This window comes from Leptolyngbya sp. CALU 1928 (assembly GCF_056784215.1).
Window position 1 is genome coordinate 125,182 of sequence record NZ_JBXBCE010000004.1, and the last position, 17,863, is coordinate 143,044.

Annotated in this window: 15 protein-coding genes; 10 read left to right on the forward strand and 5 right to left on the reverse strand. The window is 49.6% G+C overall.

Features of this window, described 5'->3' with window-relative positions:
• Positions 1-2 precede the first annotated feature (2 nt).
• From AC1S5B_RS20255 to AC1S5B_RS20270, 4 genes are read left to right on the forward strand one after another with little or no spacing between them, the layout of a single operon-like run.
• The gene (locus tag AC1S5B_RS20255) at positions 3-320 is read left to right on the forward strand and encodes a nucleotidyltransferase family protein (protein WP_482037501.1); all 318 of its coding nucleotides are present in this window, start codon (positions 3-5) and stop codon (positions 318-320) included.
• Positions 317-547 carry an AbrB/MazE/SpoVT family DNA-binding domain-containing protein gene (locus AC1S5B_RS20260; RefSeq protein WP_482037502.1) on the forward strand — a complete coding sequence of 77 codons (231 nt, stop codon included), beginning with the start codon at positions 317-319 and terminating at the stop codon, positions 545-547. The genes AC1S5B_RS20255 and AC1S5B_RS20260 overlap by 4 nt, the downstream gene beginning before the upstream one ends.
• Positions 544-948, forward strand: a complete 405-nt coding sequence (locus AC1S5B_RS20265) for a type II toxin-antitoxin system VapC family toxin (protein ID WP_482037503.1) — start codon at positions 544-546, stop codon at positions 946-948. The genes AC1S5B_RS20260 and AC1S5B_RS20265 overlap by 4 nt, the downstream gene beginning before the upstream one ends.
• Positions 949-960: 12 nt before the next feature.
• A complete protein-coding gene (locus AC1S5B_RS20270) occupies positions 961-4,215 on the forward strand; it encodes a type I restriction endonuclease subunit R (protein ID WP_482037504.1) in 3,255 nt (1,084 codons plus the stop codon).
• A gap of 76 nt (positions 4,216-4,291) precedes the next feature.
• On the opposite strand, the gene AC1S5B_RS20275 is transcribed toward AC1S5B_RS20270, so the two are convergent.
• Complete coding sequence (locus AC1S5B_RS20275; RefSeq protein WP_482037505.1) at positions 4,292-4,795, reverse strand: helix-turn-helix transcriptional regulator; 504 nt, start codon at positions 4,793-4,795, stop codon at positions 4,292-4,294.
• A gap of 75 nt (positions 4,796-4,870) precedes the next feature.
• Between AC1S5B_RS20275 and AC1S5B_RS20280 the strand changes: the two genes are divergently transcribed.
• The 4 genes from AC1S5B_RS20280 (at position 4,871) to AC1S5B_RS20295 (ending at position 7,868) form a co-directional block, all read left to right on the forward strand.
• Positions 4,871-5,041: a hypothetical protein gene (locus tag AC1S5B_RS20280; RefSeq protein ID WP_482037506.1), complete on the forward strand. Its 171-nt coding sequence runs from the start codon at positions 4,871-4,873 to the stop codon at positions 5,039-5,041.
• Positions 5,042-5,225: 184 nt separating this feature from the next.
• The gene (locus tag AC1S5B_RS20285; RefSeq protein WP_482037507.1) at positions 5,226-5,369 is read left to right on the forward strand and encodes a hypothetical protein; all 144 of its coding nucleotides are present in this window, start codon (positions 5,226-5,228) and stop codon (positions 5,367-5,369) included.
• A 634-nt stretch (positions 5,370-6,003) separates the two neighbouring features.
• Positions 6,004-7,476, forward strand: coding sequence for a hypothetical protein (locus AC1S5B_RS20290; RefSeq protein ID WP_482037508.1), 1,473 nt, complete (start codon positions 6,004-6,006; stop codon positions 7,474-7,476).
• A 137-nt stretch (positions 7,477-7,613) separates the two neighbouring features.
• Positions 7,614-7,868, forward strand: coding sequence for a hypothetical protein (locus AC1S5B_RS20295; RefSeq protein ID WP_482037509.1), 255 nt, complete (start codon positions 7,614-7,616; stop codon positions 7,866-7,868).
• Between the two features lie 80 nt (positions 7,869-7,948).
• Here AC1S5B_RS20295 and AC1S5B_RS20300 read toward each other — a convergent pair whose 3' ends face one another.
• Positions 7,949-10,849, reverse strand: coding sequence for a CHAT domain-containing protein (locus AC1S5B_RS20300; protein ID WP_482037510.1), 2,901 nt, complete (start codon positions 10,847-10,849; stop codon positions 7,949-7,951).
• 81 nt (positions 10,850-10,930) lie between these two features.
• On the opposite strand from AC1S5B_RS20300, the gene AC1S5B_RS20305 reads away from it, so the two are divergent.
• Positions 10,931-11,705, forward strand: a protein-coding gene (locus tag AC1S5B_RS20305; RefSeq protein WP_482037511.1) for an IS1 family transposase whose coding sequence is annotated in 2 segments (ribosomal slippage) — positions 10,931-11,188 and positions 11,190-11,705 — 774 coding nt in all. Because the reading frame shifts where the segments join, the coding sequence is not laid out codon by codon here.
• On the opposite strand, the gene AC1S5B_RS20310 is transcribed toward AC1S5B_RS20305, so the two are convergent.
• Complete coding sequence (locus AC1S5B_RS20310; RefSeq protein ID WP_482037512.1) at positions 11,646-11,996, reverse strand: hypothetical protein; 351 nt, start codon at positions 11,994-11,996, stop codon at positions 11,646-11,648. The two genes, AC1S5B_RS20305 and AC1S5B_RS20310, sit on opposite strands and share 60 nt — an antisense overlap.
• Here AC1S5B_RS20310 and AC1S5B_RS20315 point away from each other — a divergent pair.
• Positions 11,995-12,150, forward strand: coding sequence for a hypothetical protein (locus tag AC1S5B_RS20315; protein WP_482037513.1), 156 nt, complete (start codon positions 11,995-11,997; stop codon positions 12,148-12,150). The two genes, AC1S5B_RS20310 and AC1S5B_RS20315, sit on opposite strands and share 2 nt — an antisense overlap.
• 24 nt (positions 12,151-12,174) lie before the next feature.
• On the opposite strand, the gene AC1S5B_RS20320 is transcribed toward AC1S5B_RS20315, so the two are convergent.
• Together AC1S5B_RS20320 and AC1S5B_RS20325 are read right to left on the reverse strand one after the other, a co-directional pair.
• Positions 12,175-14,400: a caspase family protein gene (locus AC1S5B_RS20320; RefSeq protein WP_482037514.1), complete on the reverse strand. Its 2,226-nt coding sequence runs from the start codon at positions 14,398-14,400 to the stop codon at positions 12,175-12,177.
• A gap of 57 nt (positions 14,401-14,457) precedes the next feature.
• Positions 14,458-17,841: a CHAT domain-containing tetratricopeptide repeat protein gene (locus AC1S5B_RS20325; protein ID WP_482037515.1), complete on the reverse strand. Its 3,384-nt coding sequence runs from the start codon at positions 17,839-17,841 to the stop codon at positions 14,458-14,460.
• Positions 17,842-17,863: the final 22 nt, after the last annotated feature.

The following is a 17,863-nucleotide window of genomic DNA, read 5'->3' on the forward strand; positions in this document are numbered from 1 at the left end:
TTATGTCTCAAGCACCCCCCCTCCCTTCCTTAGAAGCGATCGCTCAGACCTTAAAGAGCCTGTTGCCAGAGTTGCGCGATCGCTATGGCGTGATTTCGCTAGGGGTGTTTGGCTCCTATGTGCGCGGCGAACAAACCCCCGATAGTGACCTCGATTTACTGGTGGAGTTTGACCCAGCCGTGCGGTTTGGGTTGTTGACCTACTGCGAACTGGAAAATACCTTGAGCGATCGCCTGCAAATCAAAGTCGATTTAGTCATGAAAAAAGCTCTGAAACCCACCATCGGCAAACGCATTCTTCAGGAGGTTGTGTATCCATGACTCAAATTAATTCACAAGGACAAATTACCATTCCCCTCGATATTCAGCAGCAGCTTGGATTCGTGCCAGGTACAGAAATTGAACTTGAAGTTGTAGGAGATACTGTGCAGGTTCGTAAAAAGGAGGCTAACCAACGCGGTTTTCGTCTGGTTGAAGCCATGCGTGGCAAAGCCACTAAACGCCTCAGTACTCAAGACATCATGCAGCTCACCCGTGAGGATGTATGACGGATATTTTGGTCGATAGCAACGTGATTCTGGATGTGCTGACGGAAGACCCCCAGTGGTTTGAGTGGTCAGCCCAGAAGCTCACAGACCATGCCGATCAGGGAATGCTCGTGATCAATCCCTTAATCTATGCCGAAATTTCGATTGGGTTTAACCAGGTCGCAGAACTGGAAGCTGCGTTGCCCAACGACTTTTTCCGACGCGACCCCTTGCCCTACGAAGCCGCTTTTCTAGCAGGGCAAAGTTTTCTGGAGTACCGCCGTCGTGGAGGCGATCGTCGATCTCCCTTACCCGATTTTTACATTGGTGCTCATGCTGCTGTTACAAAAATGCCTCTACTCACAAGAGATATCAATCGTTACCGGACTTACTTTTCATCTATACAACTCATCACGCCCTAAACCCGAACTGCCATGAGTACCGCATACTCCGAAGACGTTTTAGTCCAACAGACCACAGCCAACTTCTTTGAGCAGACCTTGGGTTGGCAATCGGTCTATGCCTTTAATAGCGAGAAGCTTGGAGCATCGGGCACCCTTGGGCGCACCGACCATACCGAAGTGGTTCTAACTCGCTACCTGCGGCAAGCCTTAGAGCGGCTCAACCCCGGACACCCGGACACTGCCTATGACGATGCCATTCAAAAGCTAATCACGGTCAGCACCGCTCAATCCCTGCTGCAAATTAACGAGGCAAAGTATAAACTGATCCGCGATGGTATCAAGGTCGCCTACAACACGGCAACAGGTGACAAGAAAGAACCCATCCTGCGGGTGATCGACTTTGACAACCCTGATCACAATCACTTCCTGGTCGTGCGGGAACTGTGGATCAAAGGGGAACTGTTCCCAGCCAAACGCCCCGACATTATCGGGTTCGTCAATGGCATCCCCCTATTGTTTATTGAGCTAAAGAAATCCTGCCGGGATGTGCAGGTCGCCTACAACGACAACCTCACCCGCTACAAAAAAGAAATTCCCCACCTGTTCCACCACAACGCAATGGTGATGCTAAGTAATGGCATCGATGCCAGAGTGGGAACGATCGTCAGCCGTTACAAGTTTTTCCACGAATGGCGACGGCTAGCTGAGAACGAAAAGGGCAGGGTGCATTGGGAAACCATGCTGCGCGGGATGTGCAGCAAACAAAACTTTCTCGATCTGGTGCAAAACTTCATCCTGTTCGACAACAGCAGCGGCACCACAGCCAAGATCTTGGCACGGAATCACCAATTTCTAGGGGTCAGTCGGGCATTTCAAGCCGTGCAAGAACGAGAAATTCGGGCAGGTAAATTGGGGGTGTTTTGGCACACCCAGGGCAGCGGCAAATCCTACTCAATGGCGTTTCTGACTGAGAAAGTACATCGCTGTCTTTCCGGTAGTTTCACTTTTCTGGTTGTGACCGATCGCCAGGAGCTAGATAAGCAAATCGTCAAAACCTTTGCCGGAGTGGGAGCCATCCCAAATAACACGAGTAATCGAGCCACGGATGGTGAAAATCTCAAGGAATTACTCAAACAAAATCACCGCTATGTCTTTACCCTGATTCACAAATTCAACGCCGAGGGTTACACCTACAGCGATCGCCCAAACATCATCGTTCTCTGCGACGAGGCACACCGCACCCAGTACGGATCACTCGCAGGTAATATGCGAAACGGCTTAGATCACGCATCCTTCATTGCCTTCACGGGTACGCCCCTCATGGAGTCTAAAGAAGATCAAAAGACCCGTGAACACTTTGGCGAGTATGTTTCTACCTATGACTTCCAACGAGCCGTAGAAGATGGCTCAACCGTGCCGCTCTACTACGACAACCGGGGTGAAAAACTAAATTTTGTCGATGCAGAGGGTAAGCAACAACTCATTGCCACTCCCGCAGAACTGAATCAGCGCATTGCCGATACCCTCGCTGAACACGATTTGGATGAAGAAGCGGAAGCAAAAGCCCTGAAACGCTTGGGCACTGAGTATTTCATTCTCACGGCTGACCAACGGCTTGATCGCATTGCCCAAGACTTGGTGGCTCACTACACGACCCGCTGGCAGACCGGAAAAGCCATGCTCATCTGTATTGATAAGCTCACCACCGTCCGTATGTATAACCGAATTGACCACTACTGGAAACAAGCGATCGCGAACCAGCAAGCCCAAGTCAAACGAGCAATCGACGACCAAGACTTAAAGGAGCAGCAAGACTATCTCAAATGGTTGCAAGAAACTGAATATGCCGTGGTGGTCAGTGAAGCTGGCAACGAGGAAAAAACCTTTGATGAGTGGGGCTTAGACATCCGCCCCCACCGCGACAAACTCAAGCGAGATCTGGAAGAAGACTTTAAGAACGAAAATCATCCGTTCCGACTCGCGATCGTCTGTGCCATGTGGCTCACCGGGTTTGACGTGCCCAGCCTCGCTACCCTCTACATGGATAAACCCATGCAGGGACATAGTTTAATGCAAGCGATCGCCCGTGCCAATCGGATCTATGAGGGCAAAAACAACGGCTTGCTGATCGACTACAGCGGCATCCTCTCCTCCCTACGATCAGCCCTCGCCAAGTACGCCAAGCCCGATGTCCTGCTTGGTGAAGAGGAAGAAGCCAAAGCAGGGATAATGCCCTACCAAGGTTTGGATCAGCTACGGAATGCCTACATCGCAGCCATTCAAACCTGCCAAGATCATCTTGCCAGCCTAGGTTTTGATCTCCAACACCTGATTCAGGCAGACGGCTTTGATAAACTTGTCTGCTTAGACAAAGACAATCAGGATTCTGCTGTCAATGCTGTTTGTACGAATGACGAATCCTTGGCTCGGTTTACAGTCATGGCAAGAGATGTGTTTAAGAAGAAACAAGCCCTAATCACAGAACCCGCACTCACCGCACCGTTTCAGCTACAGCACGACGCGATCGCCGCCATCCATGATCACATTTATCAGCAACAAGAATTTGCTGGAGACTTGAATGCCGTGTTGCGATCGCTGCACGGGGTCGTCAGTGAGTTCGTTACTGTTGCACCATCCAACCGCCCCCCTGGAGAAGACTCAGGCAAGCTTTATAACATTAGCGAAATTGATTTCGATCGCTTGAAAGTAGAGTTTGAAAAGTCCGCTACTAAAAATATTCAGGTACAGACCCTTAAAGCAGCCGTAGAACAGCAGCTTAGACGAATGCTGAGCCAGAACTCCACCCGTGTCGATCTCTACACCCGCTATCAAAAAATCATTGAGAACTACAACCAGGAAACCGATCGCGCCACGGTTGAGCAAACCTTTGAGGAACTGTTGAAAATCATTGAATCCTTATCTGAAGAAGATAGCCGTGCAGTCCGCGAAGGTCTGACAGAAGAATATCTCGCCATCTTTGATTTACTCTGCCAACAGAAAAGTAATTTAAGTGCCAGATCACGGAATCGAGTTAAGGAAATTGCTCACAACCTAGTCGAGGCAATCAAAGCGGAACTCCGAAAGCTAGACAACTGGCGCGATAAGGACACCACCAAAGCCCAAATTGAGACGTTTATCTACGATTATCTCTACAGCGACGATACGGGCTTACCTGTGGACGAATACGAACCCAGCGACGTTGTAGCCCTCTCGAATATTGTGTACCTCCACATCTACCAGAAATACCCCACAGCAGACACCAATCCCTACTTGGATGCTGCATAACGCTTAGCATCCGTGAATTTATTCGCAGTTTGAAACCATCTACTTCTCAAACCCTCGAAAACCGATCGCCCCGTCCTTACTCCTCACTCTCCTCTTCCACCCTTTCCCGCTCCGGTAACTCCAGCGGCACCCGCTCCCCTTGGGCTGAGCCTTCCTCCTCTCCCTTCCCCTTACTGCGCTCCATCATCGGCGGCGCATCCTTCGCCGTGTCCATCCGATCCGCCATCACCCGCAACACCTGAGCAAAATCCTGCGACGGCATCACCTCCACTCGATCGAGAATGTCCTTACTCGTCAACCCACCCGTGCGCCCATACAGGTAAGCCACAAAAGCCTCAACCAACATCCCCTTAATTCGAGCAATCTTCTCCAGATTCTCTAAACTGGGGACATTTTTGCCATTCTCCCACTGCTGCACCGTTGATTGAGATACCCCCAACACCTCTGCAAACTCGCGCTGAGATAACTTCCCCCGCGCCTCTTGCACCGCTACCGCCAATTTTGCAAAAAAACCTTCATTCACGCTGGAAACAAGCTCACAACCATTTTGTTCATCCCAAATCATAAATCCTAACTTCATGGGATTGCTTGATTAGCTAATCATGTATAATTTGCATGAACGACAATTCAACTTAAAACAACTACTTCTTCAATCATGCAAGTCGTCACTTCCTCCAAGTCGAGTCGTGAAAACTTCACCATTCGCATGGAACCAAAGCTCAAGAAAGCCCTCAAGATTCAGGCGATCGAAGAAAACCGCGACCCTTCCGACCTGATCGACGAAGCCGTTCGTCTCTACCTCCAAAAACTGAATAACTCACTTTAGACTTAACGCCGTTGCCAGCCAGATCGAAAATCTTATGACTCTTTCCAAATTTCTCTGCAGCATCGCAGCCCAATACGAGGCAGTACTCAAAGATGCCTGAAGGAATGCGATTCGCCTACGAAGACACGTTGTGAACGCTTGTGTGATGAATATATTTCGTCCCATCTACCCCAGAATATAAACTATGAAATTTCTATTGCATCCATTTAATCCAGCAGAACAAGACCTATCAACTGACTGGTATTCATCTAAATTCCTAGCTTGGGCAGCCGCTGAAAACTGGCGGATGCTTACATTGGGAAATCACTACAACTTGACTGCCCAATAAAACGCCCTTCCCAGTTTTGCCACCTGGGAAGGGCTTCGAGTTTTTTAGTGGTCATCTTTAAATCTCTGCGTTCCGTCTGAGCGTCACAGTCTTGAATTTTTGATAAACCCATAAAAAACGCTGTGGAAAAAATAGTCCAGTAGCCAGTTTTGCAACGGTATTCAGCTTTGTGGAAAATCCAAACCTAGAAAGAAAGCGATCGCGAGTCTTGGCGGACGGTGAGCGATCGCTTTCTTCATTTCAAACACCACCAATAGCACCAAAACAATATGCCCTAAGAAGGCTTATCACTAAGGGGATTAATGATGTCACTCACTATATCAAATTCTTCAAAAGTCCATATCACTTTTAAGTCGAACTCTCGAACTGCGAATGCAAGTCAACTTAACTCGTTAGGTCAATTTCTAGCTGAGATCAGTCAGTATCTACTTTTATCACTTGACGAAGATATAAGGCTTTCTCAGGTCACTCGGTGTCGGTATGGCATCGGAGTGCAAAAACTCAAGACCACAGAAATCGCAGTGCTAATGAATAGGTCTAATCACCAGGGCAGAGCGCTGCTGAGGAAGGCACGAGACTTGATGCGTCAACAGCATCAGCGATTCGTACCGTGTGGGCAACTGGAGGGTAGACCATGAACCACCCACTTCACGAACCTTACCCAGCCGATCCTTTAGGGCAACGTCTTTGTGAAGTGTTTCCCTATTTATGGCAGGCAATCGTCGCTGAGAACCAAGTATCGCCGGATTGGAAAACCGCCACAAAATATCCTTTACGCCCCCGGACCCTATGGGCAAAGTGGCAGGATTCGGCTCAGTTAATCGGGGTACGCTTCAAAGATTTAACTCGGTACGCCCTGCTAGATATAGATGCCAACAGTCTCTATCATCAGCCAAGTTCCATCCGAGAAATCCGCTACGCCCTAGAAACAATCGGCATTACCCGGACAATCCTAATTCGCTCCAGTTTTTCAGGTGGTTTCCATCTATACATTCCGATTCCAGTCGAGGTGCCTACCTTTTGTTTTGCAACAACGATCAAGCAAACTTTAGAAGCCCAAGGGCTAGAGATCGCTCCAGGGCAGCTAGAAATCTTTCCAAACTGCAAAGCCTATGCCGTTCCAGGAACCTTCACCGAATACAACGCCCATCGGCTGCCCCTCCAACCCGCATCAGGATCTTGCCTGTTGGATGGAGATTGTCAGGTTGAACCGCTAGGAGACGGTTACAACGGGCTAAGAGAATTTTTCCAGCGGTGGGATGTCGCCGCTGGCGGTCAAGACTTGGAAGTGCTGCGAGAAGCGATCGCCCAGTCCCGACTAAATCGTAGCAAACGGAAAAATAAATCTCGCACGATCGTCGCCGAATGGGAAGCCGATTTGAAGCGGGAGCTTGAAGAAGGCTGGACAGACCACGGGCAAACCAATCATTTGCTCAAGGTCATCGCCTGCCACGGTCACGTATTCCTCAAACACAAAGGGGATGCTCTAGCAGAATACGTCTTGTCGGCGGCGCTTAACGCTCCAGGCTTTGAGGAATGGTGTGGGCATCAAGAAGACATTGTTCATCGCGCCAACACTTGGGCAACAGCAGTTGAAGGCTATTACTGGTGCCTGGGGGATAACCCTTTACGAGATGGGCATATCCATGCCACCCAAGAAGTAGCGAACACGGTCGTTCCGCTCAATCTGCACCTCTCCCAAGATGCTCGTGACCGTATTCGTATAGCCCTAGAGGTATTAGAAGCTGAAGGCAATTTGCCAGAGGGAATAACCGACCGAGCCAAAGCGATCTCAGCTAAGGCAAGAGTCAGTTTAAGAACTCTCTACAAAGAGGAAAACAAGGATCTCTGGAGATCGGAGGGCAGGTCGGTAATTTTAAGCTCAGCGGGAGGTTCAGGCGATTCAGAGGAAGAAATCCGTGATAAGCCTAGATCGCCAGAAGTCAACAATGACGGGGAATTACCGACCTCGAAGGGATTAATGAAGGGTAGTAAGCCTAAATGCTGCTCTACTCAAAACCCTTTTCAAATAGCCTTACCTACTCAAAAAGGCTTCTTTTGTAACGAAAGTTTAAGCGATTGTGAGCATCTTCATCCGCCTCCTTGAGTACTTATTCTTTCTTTTCCGGACTGTTCAGGAAAATCTGTCGTATTTGAGAGTCTAGATCATGAAAAAAATGGGCATTAAAACCCTGTGGGGGAACCGAGAAGCCTTTATCACCAGGCATCCGAGGAGGTCAAGTGATGGAGCGGATTAGTGCAACCCTAGCAGGTTGTCAAGAATCACTACTGCCAGAAGCGGAACAGTTTTGGATTGAAAACTCTCTGCTCAGTTCTGTATCCATCTCTAGCCTTGAAGATCAGCCAGCGCCTCAGGCTTATTTGCTGGAGGTGTTCTTGCCCTACATGGTGATGGCAAATGGTCAAACTTTGTTCGGCGCTGTGAATCAACGAGGATTGAAATTCCTGGCAGAAGGGCATGATGAAAAGCCAACTTGATTTGTTGCAGCCAAAAATCGCTCAAGCCATTTCTAAATTCAAACAGTTGTCATCGCCGTCGGCGACTCAGCGATCGCCCATTACTCTGCCTCTCCAATCAACGTAAACGCTGCCCAATGTAGGGGTTGGGGATATTTATCGCGAGTGGTGAGTATCGCTTGCCGCAGGGATTGGGCTTTGTCGAGTTTGCGATCTTTCCAGTTGCGATAAAACTCGGTCATCAAGAAAGCAGTAGACTCATCGGGCACCTTCCAGAGGGAGACAATGACGCTGGGCACGCCAGCCACGAACAGCGATCGCGACAGTCCAATCACGCCATCCCCGGTAATCCTGCCCCGTCCGGTATCACAGGCACTCAAGACCACTAATTCGGCATTCAATTTCATATCCAGAATTTCATCAGATGTGAGCAAGCCATCGTTGAGTTGACCGTTGCCAACCGGAGCCAGGGCGATCGCACCGGGCACCCCCAATCCTTTGGTGTCATCCAACAAGCCATGCGTTGCCAGATGAATGATCCGGGCATTGGGCATCTGTTGGGCGATCGCAACTTTGGTTGCCTGCGTTCCAGTCATCGCCTGCGTGTTGAAGAGTTTAGCGATCTCTAATGCTTCCTGTTTTGCCCCTGGCAGGTTAGATAGTTGCACAGGCGTATCACCCACTCGCGTCACCACCTTTGGCATGATGGGATTCCCCACAATCAATGATTTGTTATTAGCAGATTTGCGAGATGTCAGGCGATCGCGCTGTTGTCGAGTCAGTTCTAAGACTTGAATCGAAGGTGCGGTGAGAATCGTGTGTCTGTCAATCAACGGCTTGCTGTTGGCATCAAGTAATGCTGGAAACGGTACGAGGAACAGTTCACCTTGCGGCACAAAGATGACCCGTTGATTTGGATCTTTGGGCAGAAGATCGGCGATCGGTTCGATCAGAATTTGATGCAGTTGTTTCAGCTTCTGGGTTTGCTGTTCCTGTTGTTGCTTCAGTCTCTCTGGTGAAATCGCTACTTCAATATCAGCCCGTCCTCTTGCACCAATAGTGTCACGGCTTTGCTCTACTAACTGAACCAAGTTAGTGTCCTGTTGCTGCCACAGGTTCTTGAGGTCTACTTTGCGGAAGGTGATGTTTCCGCTAGATTTGACCATCCAGATGTAAAGACCATCCACTTTTACCAGGTTGACATCTTCTCCCTTTTTCACGGTTCGGATGAGGGAATATTGCACCAAAGTGGCATTTTGGTCACGAGCAACCTGCTTAATCTCGCGGATAGTCATGGGTTTGAGACTAGCAATAGGATTGCCAGTCATTTTGCTGACTAACAACTGCAAAAACGCTTGCGCCCTGCCCCGCCCCGCCACCTCCAATGCTTGCTCCACCTTGCCTTGAGTTATTAGGACTTGTTGCAGAATGGAATAGGTTAATGGTGCAGGAACTACATCAAAGATAAAGATCCTATCGTTATCAGTTAGATGCTCTCCTATAAAGGAATCCAAGATTTGTATTGCCTCAAATAGGGGAGCTTCTGCTGCTGCTGTATTACCAGACAACAGGTGCGTTACACCCATCCAAGACAGGGCGTATGCTGGAGCATGGTCAAAAGGATTATCATCACTCTTGTAGTAATTTAGAGCTTGTTGATAGGACTCGATCGCTTGCTGATATTGTCCTATGTCTGTGTAGGCTCTGCCTAGGTTTTGTAGTGCAATCGCTTCTGATTGGCGATTTTGAATCTTCTTGTAGTAATTTATCGCTTGGTGGTAGGACTTGATCGCTTGCTGATAGAACTCCATCGCCCGTTGGTATTGTCCCATGTCTGCGTAGACATCGCCCAAGCTCCACAATGTTGATGCTTCGTCTGTGTAATCATTAATCTGCCTATTGATCTGAATAGCCTTCTGATAGATATCAATTGCCTGGTTGTACTGTCTCATGGCTCTGTAGGTATCGCCTAGGGTTTGTAGTACCCATGCTTCTCCTCCACGATCCTGAATCTGCCTGTAGATCTGAATAGCCTTTTCTAGAGATTGGATAGCAGCATCGAATTGTCCCGCTTCAGATTGCTTTTTACCCTCCCACCTTAATGCGTTTGCTTCTCTAGCTGTTTTTGCCCGAGAAGCTTTTTGCAATTGCTGATTAACTAATGTTAACGCTTTAGAGATAGTTGGTTCTAAATCAGCATATTGTCCTCTGCGAGCCATTGCTAGAGCCTTTTCCAAGGGAGGAAGGGCTTGCTCAGGCTTCTCTAATCCACCGTAAGATATTCCGACCATGAGCAGTGCTGCTGTTTCTCGATACGAATCTTGTTGGTTTTGGTAAATGGTTGCAGCTTGCTGTGCTAAAAGGAGCGCTTCTTGCCACTGCTGTTGCTTAATTAACACCTGAGCCAGCCTTACTAGTTGGTTTGCCTCCGCCTTACGTGGATCATTTGTATCAGGAAGCGTTGCAATCTGTTGGCGAGTAGCGGTGGCTTTGTCCGGTTGCCCCATCTGGTTATAGGTTTGGGCAATGGCTTCGAGTGTCAGGCGTTCATTGGTACGTTGCTGTTGCTGCCGAGCAATCGCCGAGGACTGCTCCAACACCCCCAACGCTCGGTCATACTGCTTCAACGCACCATAGGTCTGTCCCAGCCTAAATAGAATGCGGTTTTCTCCATTGCGATCTTGTAGTGCGCGATAGATGAACAGGGCTTTTTCGTAGTAACCCACTGCCTGCTCATACTGATGGAGGGATTTGTAGATGTTACCTAGACCATACAGAGACCCTGCTTCGCCATTACGGTCTTTCACCGCTTGAGCAATTGGCAATGCTTGCTGGAAATAGGCAATAGCCCGCTCATGCTGGGAGATTGCCTGATAGGCAATACCGAGATTTCTCAACACAATTGCTATGACATTGCGATCTTGCACAGCTTGAGCGATGGGTAAGGCTTGCTGGAAATAGCCAATCGCTTTCTCATGTTGAGACAGAGAATCGTAAGCCACACCCAGATTTGTTATGGGGTGATGTTCTAGACCTGTGGAAATGCGAGAATGCAGGCAGACGTTTATCCCTGAACTTACAGCATGGTTTTGGAACCTGTTCTTTGTCCTGACTGTGGAAGCAATAACGTGGTCAAGCACGGTCGCTCTGAGGAGAGCAAGCAACGTTATAAATGTCGTAATTCGGAATGCGGTCGCAGCACTTTCATTCGAGACTATGCTTACCGAGGCTACCTGCCCGAAGTCAAACAGCAGATTGTTGATATGGCAGTCAACGGGAGCGGCATCCGAGATACTGCACGAGTGTTGAAGATTAGTCCGACTACGGTGATTGAAGCGTTAAAAAAAAGATCGTCATCTCAAAGCAGTCAATGAAGCTCGTCTAGCCCAGCTTAAACCGACTCAAACCATCGTCAAGCTGTGCCAATGGGAGGATGTAGAGGCTGAAGCGGATGAGATGTGGAGTTTTGTCCACTCTAAGCAACAGCAACGGTGGTTGTGGCACACCATTGACCATGCAACAGGCGAAGTATTGGCGTATGTCTTGTCGAACCATCAGGACACGGCTTTTCTCGAACTCAAGTCATTGTTGGAGCCATTTGGGATTATGCAGTTCTATACGGACGGCTGGGGTGCATATGAACGCCATCTGGAGCCAGCGTTTCATACCATTGGTAAACGCAATACTCAGACGATTGAGCGTAAGCATTTGACTTTACGCACTCGGATTAAGCGTACGCCCTTGGCGGAGCGAAGCTCTATGGCTCGCAAAACTATTTGCTTTTCTAAGTCGATCTGGTTACACGATGTCGTCATTGGACTGTTCATCAATCGCTATGAATTTGGCGTGCTGGTTTAGAGGTGTCCACAGGTCTAGAACACTACCATTTGTTATGGCTCTGGCTTCTCCATAACGGTTTCCCCGTTGCCGCAGGCTGTCCGCTGCTTGTTGGCAAGACTGAATTGCCGCTTCATATTGCTGTTGTTGCAAGTGATCCCGACAAGGTTTGAGGAACTGATCGCTCTCTGCTTTCCGTTGGTCTGCCGTCTGCGTTATCGTTTGCGTTACTCCTGGCAACACCGCGATCGGAGCCAGTCCTACCAATCCCGCTACCAAACCAGCTAACGCGATCGCCCTTCCATAACGCATGTGCTTTCCCCAGTATTACAACAGCCAATCCTTTATCGTTTTGGGGCGATCTCATTCCCAAATCATCCATGCGATCGCCCCACCCTCACAGCCTACCGCCCCATCTGAATTCAACCCACCGCCCTTCAGCAAGAGTACAGGCGATCGCTCCTAGAGGAATTCTGAGCGAGATCGCGTCCTAACTTTGCACCACTTCAATCAAGGTCGAGACCATAGAAAACTGGGCAGTGTCCACCCCGCGAACCTCGGCTCTCACCTCAATATCCGATCGCGTGTTGCGATCGACATTTCCCAGCAACGCATCCACTGCCGTCAGTGCATCATCGCCTCGCATCGATGTAGGCGACACGCCCCGCCCCGATGACACTCCGCCCCGTTCGCCAATGGTTCGCAGGGCTGCCAGCGCCGTCCGAATCGGTTGTACACTGGCAAAGGTGATGACTTCTAGTGCTCCTGGCGTTTTACTCAGGGGAAAGATCACGCCATCCTCTGGCAAAGTCAACTCTTGTCCCGGAGCCACTCTAGCGCGATCGTCGGGGGCATCCCAGTAGGGAAACAGCACCCGCAGATTTCCGGCACTGCCAATCGATACCACCCCCACAAACAAATCGCGTTGAGTATTATTTTTCACCTGAATTTGAATCTCGGTGCCCGGTTTAAATTGATTGCCGCGTACCTGTCCACCAGTTTTTCCAGTGGATTTCACCTGCATCGCCAAACTTGTGGATTGCCCACCCGTAACCACATCTAGTCCACCGATCGCCCGCAAGATCTCTGCCGCAAGCAAGGATTGAAATCGGGGTGTTAGGCGATTGATCGCATCAACGATCTTTTCTCCCGGTTCGCTAAAGGTGGCAGTTAAGGGGCGCAAATCTCCAGTCAACAAGCCAATACTGTCAGATTTAGGTACTTGGGAAACGGACTGAGTGCGAAACGCTTGTTGATGCTCAGCCGTGACTCGCCCCAACCGATAATTCATAGATTGATTGGAAGCCACCAGTTCTACCTGGGGCAGGGATTTTAGCGTGGCGGCGATCGCGTCTCGATCGTTTGCCAAGGAGGCATCCAATCCCACTCGCAGTTTCAAATTCGTGGGCAAGCCGCGCACTCGTTCCCGCAGCAATGCGCCCGGTTTCACGGCACCCTTATCTCCCTGCCGTACCTTGCCCAATCCTGTTAAGCCCTCGCGAGTCTCCTGCTCAATCTGAGCGATTTCTTTACCGCTGGCATCCAGCACACTAAACAGCGTCCCCTTTTGGTTTGCTGCCAAACTCACTGAAGAAATTCCGCCCAACCAATATTCCACGGTGCCATCGGGCTTTACGTCTCGCACCACCGCTTCTGCAAAGGGCTGCGTCGGCTCTAGAAAATACAAAGGCTGTTTCTCGTTGGATTTGGGGTTTGCCGCAAAAATGGGTTCCTGTCCAGTCGAGCCGCTAGTCGTGCTGCGGGTGCTGCGTGCCAGGTTCGTAAACACCCTACCAATCGATTCATTTTCGGCTTGCTGCCAGAGATAGCGAGTCAGCGTATAGGTAAAGGCTCCGGCAAAAAAGGTGTCTCGATCAAATGGAGCATCGGCAGCGAGTTGGTCGTAGTTGGCAGAGCCGATCGCCACTCCTTTAGCAATGCCCTTGCTTCGCAACTGTTGCAACTCTGCTTCAGAGAGTTTCAGTTTTTTCATCCAGCGCTGCTGATACTCTATCTCGGTAGTACTGGGAACTGCTAGGTTACGCCCATCCAGGCGAGAGGAAACTGAGCGAAACAACACATTTCCCCGCGTGCCGCCACCCGAATGACAGCTATCTAGGACAACAGTGACATTCTCAGTTTGCAATGCCGCCATCAGCAAAAACAGCGTGCGTCCCATAATATCCTGCACCTGCTCAGGGTTGGAGGTGGCACGGTCAAACGGAACCAGAGTGCCATTTAAGCCCTCTGTGTTGGGCACTGTCTTGAGCACACCATTCTCGTTTCTAATCAGGTTTTGCAGAGGCTTGGGATCTCGTACCAAAGAGCCATGTCCAGAGAAGTGAAACACCACGACATCGCCCGGTTTTGCCTGCTGAATCAGGTGCTTTTCAAACGCTTCTAAAATTATTTCCCGCTTCGGTTGTAAGGCTGCTTGATCACTCACAATCAAAATATCTTTGGGATTGAAGCCATAGCGATGCACGAGCAACTCTCGCTGCAATTCCACGTCGGTTAAACAGCCCTTGAGGTTGGGAATCTTGTCGGGATAGGCGTTCACCCCCACCAACAGCGCCAGCTTGCGCCCTGGACTGCCCTGCGCCAAAACGCGACCATATTGATTTGCCTGACGCAACATATCCCATTGGCTGAGTCCGATGCTGGCGAGGGTGGCACCTGCGGCTTGCAAAAAATGACGACGCTTGATTGAAGACATGATTAAAACTCCTCGATTATAGTGGTGGACTATTAGCTGTTGGCTGTTGGCTGCTAGCTAAAGGCTATTGCCAATGAGAATGAAGGGTGCCCAGTAGTAGGGATGAGAAAAGTTGGCAGTGCGAGGGGCGCGATCGCCCAATACCGTGACATTGATATCGGTTTCGCCCGATCGCCTGAGTGCATCTTTGGCAGTGACTTTGCCATTCAATAAGTTAAGTTGTGCTTGCCTCAACGCTTCGGCTTTGGTCATTTTGCCCGTTACCAGATTCTTGTAAAACTGCTGCATCAGTAAGCTGGTGCTGGCATCATTCACCAACCAGAGAGAAGCTAGTACCGCTCCGGCTTGACGAGTGAGGAAGTGAAAACTCATGCTGGAAATTTCGATGCCATCCAGTTTAGTCGCATCGGGTTTGCTCGATTCAGACCCGCCCAATGCTGACTCACAGGCAGACAGCACCACCAGATCGACACCGGACATCAAAGGCAGGGCACGGATCTCATCTACCGTGAGTTTATTGGAATCACCCAATAGCAAGAAGGATGCCAGGTGATTGCCAGGAACAAATTTGCCATGGGTGGCAATATGGACAATTCGGTGTTTTCCGGCACCCAGTTTTTGCCGTAGGGTGCTTTCGTCAAAGGCGCGATTGAGAAATTCTAGTCCAGGATAGATTCCCCTCACATTGGCTTTGCTGTTACCCACGATCGCCGCTAACTCTTGTGGCACATTGGGCAACGGATTGAAGTTGGCGATCGCATCCGAGACTCCCAGTGCTAACACTTGCGTATTTTGCGCTGTGAAAGGGGCGCGATCGCGATCGCTGGTGAGGGCAGCCGAGAGGATGGTAGAAACGGTGTAATTCTCAATCAGGTATTGCTTACCGTCATACAAGGCTGACATGGGAATGTAGCGCACCACCCGATCCAGAGAAAAGATCAGGTTTTTCACAGTGTTTTTCTTTAATTCACCCTCAATCGGCTGAATCAGCCAGCCATGCAGCTTTTGGCTAACGGCTTGCAGTTTGACCGTATCCGCTGCGCCACAAGGACTGATTTCGCAGCTTTTCATCAATTGTCGGAACTCCAACACTGTTTTTGCTAGTTGCGTCTGCTCCACATTGACGGGCTGACTTTTGACCACTCCACCAGGAGCAACCCACAGCAACCACAGTTTCTTGTCCAGTACCAAGGGATAAATCAGCACTGTGTTCAATCCGGTTTTCTTCTGCGCGTTCTCTACAATCCGCTGTGCCTCACCCAGCAATTCTGGATCGTAAAAGCCTTTGTCATCGCTACTCCGCTTGCGAATTTCTGCCTGAAACGTATCTACAGTGCGGTTATATGCTTGGGTCAACGCCTTCAGTCGAGTATCCATCTGCCCTAAGTCGGCACAGGTCTTCTGCCGACATTGATCCACCTGGTAGCCAAAGGCAATTAGACTGCCGTATTTGTCAATAATCGCTTTCTCCACTGGGCTGAGTGGGATTCCCGCCACCTCACCCCCTGCCCGTGTATCTTTAGTAAAATCCCGAATCTCCTGCACCTTTAGCAGTTCCAACACCTGCTGTGCTTCCAGAATTCGCCCTTGAGCCAGTAGCAAATCGGCAAGGCTCCGATAGGTTCCACCGACGGATTGAGCGTAGGCTTCCTGCGACTCGCGGGGCAGTGTGCGAAGGTCTACCCGAATCGTTTCACGGACGTTGACAGATTGTTTGTAGAAGACGATCGCTAACTCTGGCTGCTTCTGCTTTTTTAGAAGGATGCCAATGTTGCTCAATAGGGTTCCTTCCCCCTCGCGATCGCCCACCGCCCGATAAATCGGTAATGCTTGTTGATAGTACTCAGTGGCTTTGCTGTATTGCGATAGGGAACTGTAGGCAAGACCTAAATTCGTCAGTGTTCCAGCTTCCCCATTGGTATCCTGCACTGCCTGGTGAATTAGTAATGCCTGCTGATAGTACTCAATTGCTTTATTGGGCTGCGATAGAGAATGGTAGACAGCACCCAGATTATTCATCACCTTAGCTTCCCCATTGCGATCCTGCACTGCTCGAAAGATGGGTAAGGCTTGCTGATAGTACTCAATGGCTTTGGCGTACTGCGACAGGGCATCGTAAGCTTTCCCTAGATTCACCAGTGCTCCGGCTTCCATGTTGCGATTCTGCACTGCTCGAAGAATGGGTAAGGCTTGTTGATGGTACTCAATTGCTTTGTTGTACTGCGATAGGGCATCGTAGGCAAGACCTAGATTATTCAGCGCATAGGCTTCCCCATTGCGATTCTGCACTGCTCGAAGAATGGGTAAGGCTTGTTGATGGTACTCAATTGCTTTGTTGTACTGCGACAGAGCATAGTAAGCTTTCCCTAGATTCACCAGTGCTCCGGCTTCCCCATTGCGATTCTGCACTGCTCGAAGAATGGGTAAGGCTTGTTGATGGTACTCGATCGCTTTGTTGTACTGCGACAGAGCATCGTAGGCAAGACCCAGATTAGTCAGCGCATAGGCTTCCCCATTACGATTCTGCACTGCTCGAAAAATGGGTAAGGCTTGCTGATAGTACTCAATGGCTTTGTTGTACTGCGACAGAGAACGGTAGACAATCCCTAGATTATTCAGCGCCATAGCTTCTCCATTGCGGTCCTGAACTGCTCGAAGAATGGGTAAGGCTTGTTGATAGAACTCGATCGCTTTGTTGTACTGCGACAGAGCATCGTAAGCTTTTCCTAGATTACTCAGCGCATAGGCTTCCCCATTGCGATTCTGCACTGTTTGAAAGATGGGTAAGGCTTGTTGATAGAACTCGATCGCTTTGTTGTACTGCGATAGGGCATCGTAGGCAAGACCTAAATTCGTTAGTGCTCCGGCTTCCCCATTGCGATCCTGCACTGCCCGATAAATTGGTAAGGCTTGTTGATAGAACTCGATCGCTTTATTGGATTGCGACAGAGAATGATAAGCAAGACCCAGATTAGTCAGCGCGTCGGCTTCCCCATTGCGATTCTGCACTGCTTGATAAATAGATAATGCTTGTTGTTGGAACTCGATCGCTTTGTTGTACTGTGACAAAGAACGGTAGACATCACCTAAATTGTTCAATGTCGTAGCTTCCCCATTGCGGTCTCCAAGTGCCTGATAGATAGCTAATGCCTGTTGCCAGGACTGCAATGCTGCTTGATATTGACTGGTTTGATTCTGTTGATATCCTTGTTTCAGCAGCCGATCGCCTTCTGCCTTCTGACTCTGGGCAATCGCAGGTTGAGAGATCGGCTGTCCTACTGCTGGCGCGATCGCCCCCAACTCCACCCAACCTAGGGCGATCGCCAAAGCTGATGCCGCAAACTTCAGCGATCGATCACCCATGATTCCATTTTGCCTGTTGCCCTTCGGCTGGTGTTCAAGACGCAAGCCTTTTGCCTGTTGTCTTTTTTGACAGCGCATCAACAAATCCTCTGATGGTAGA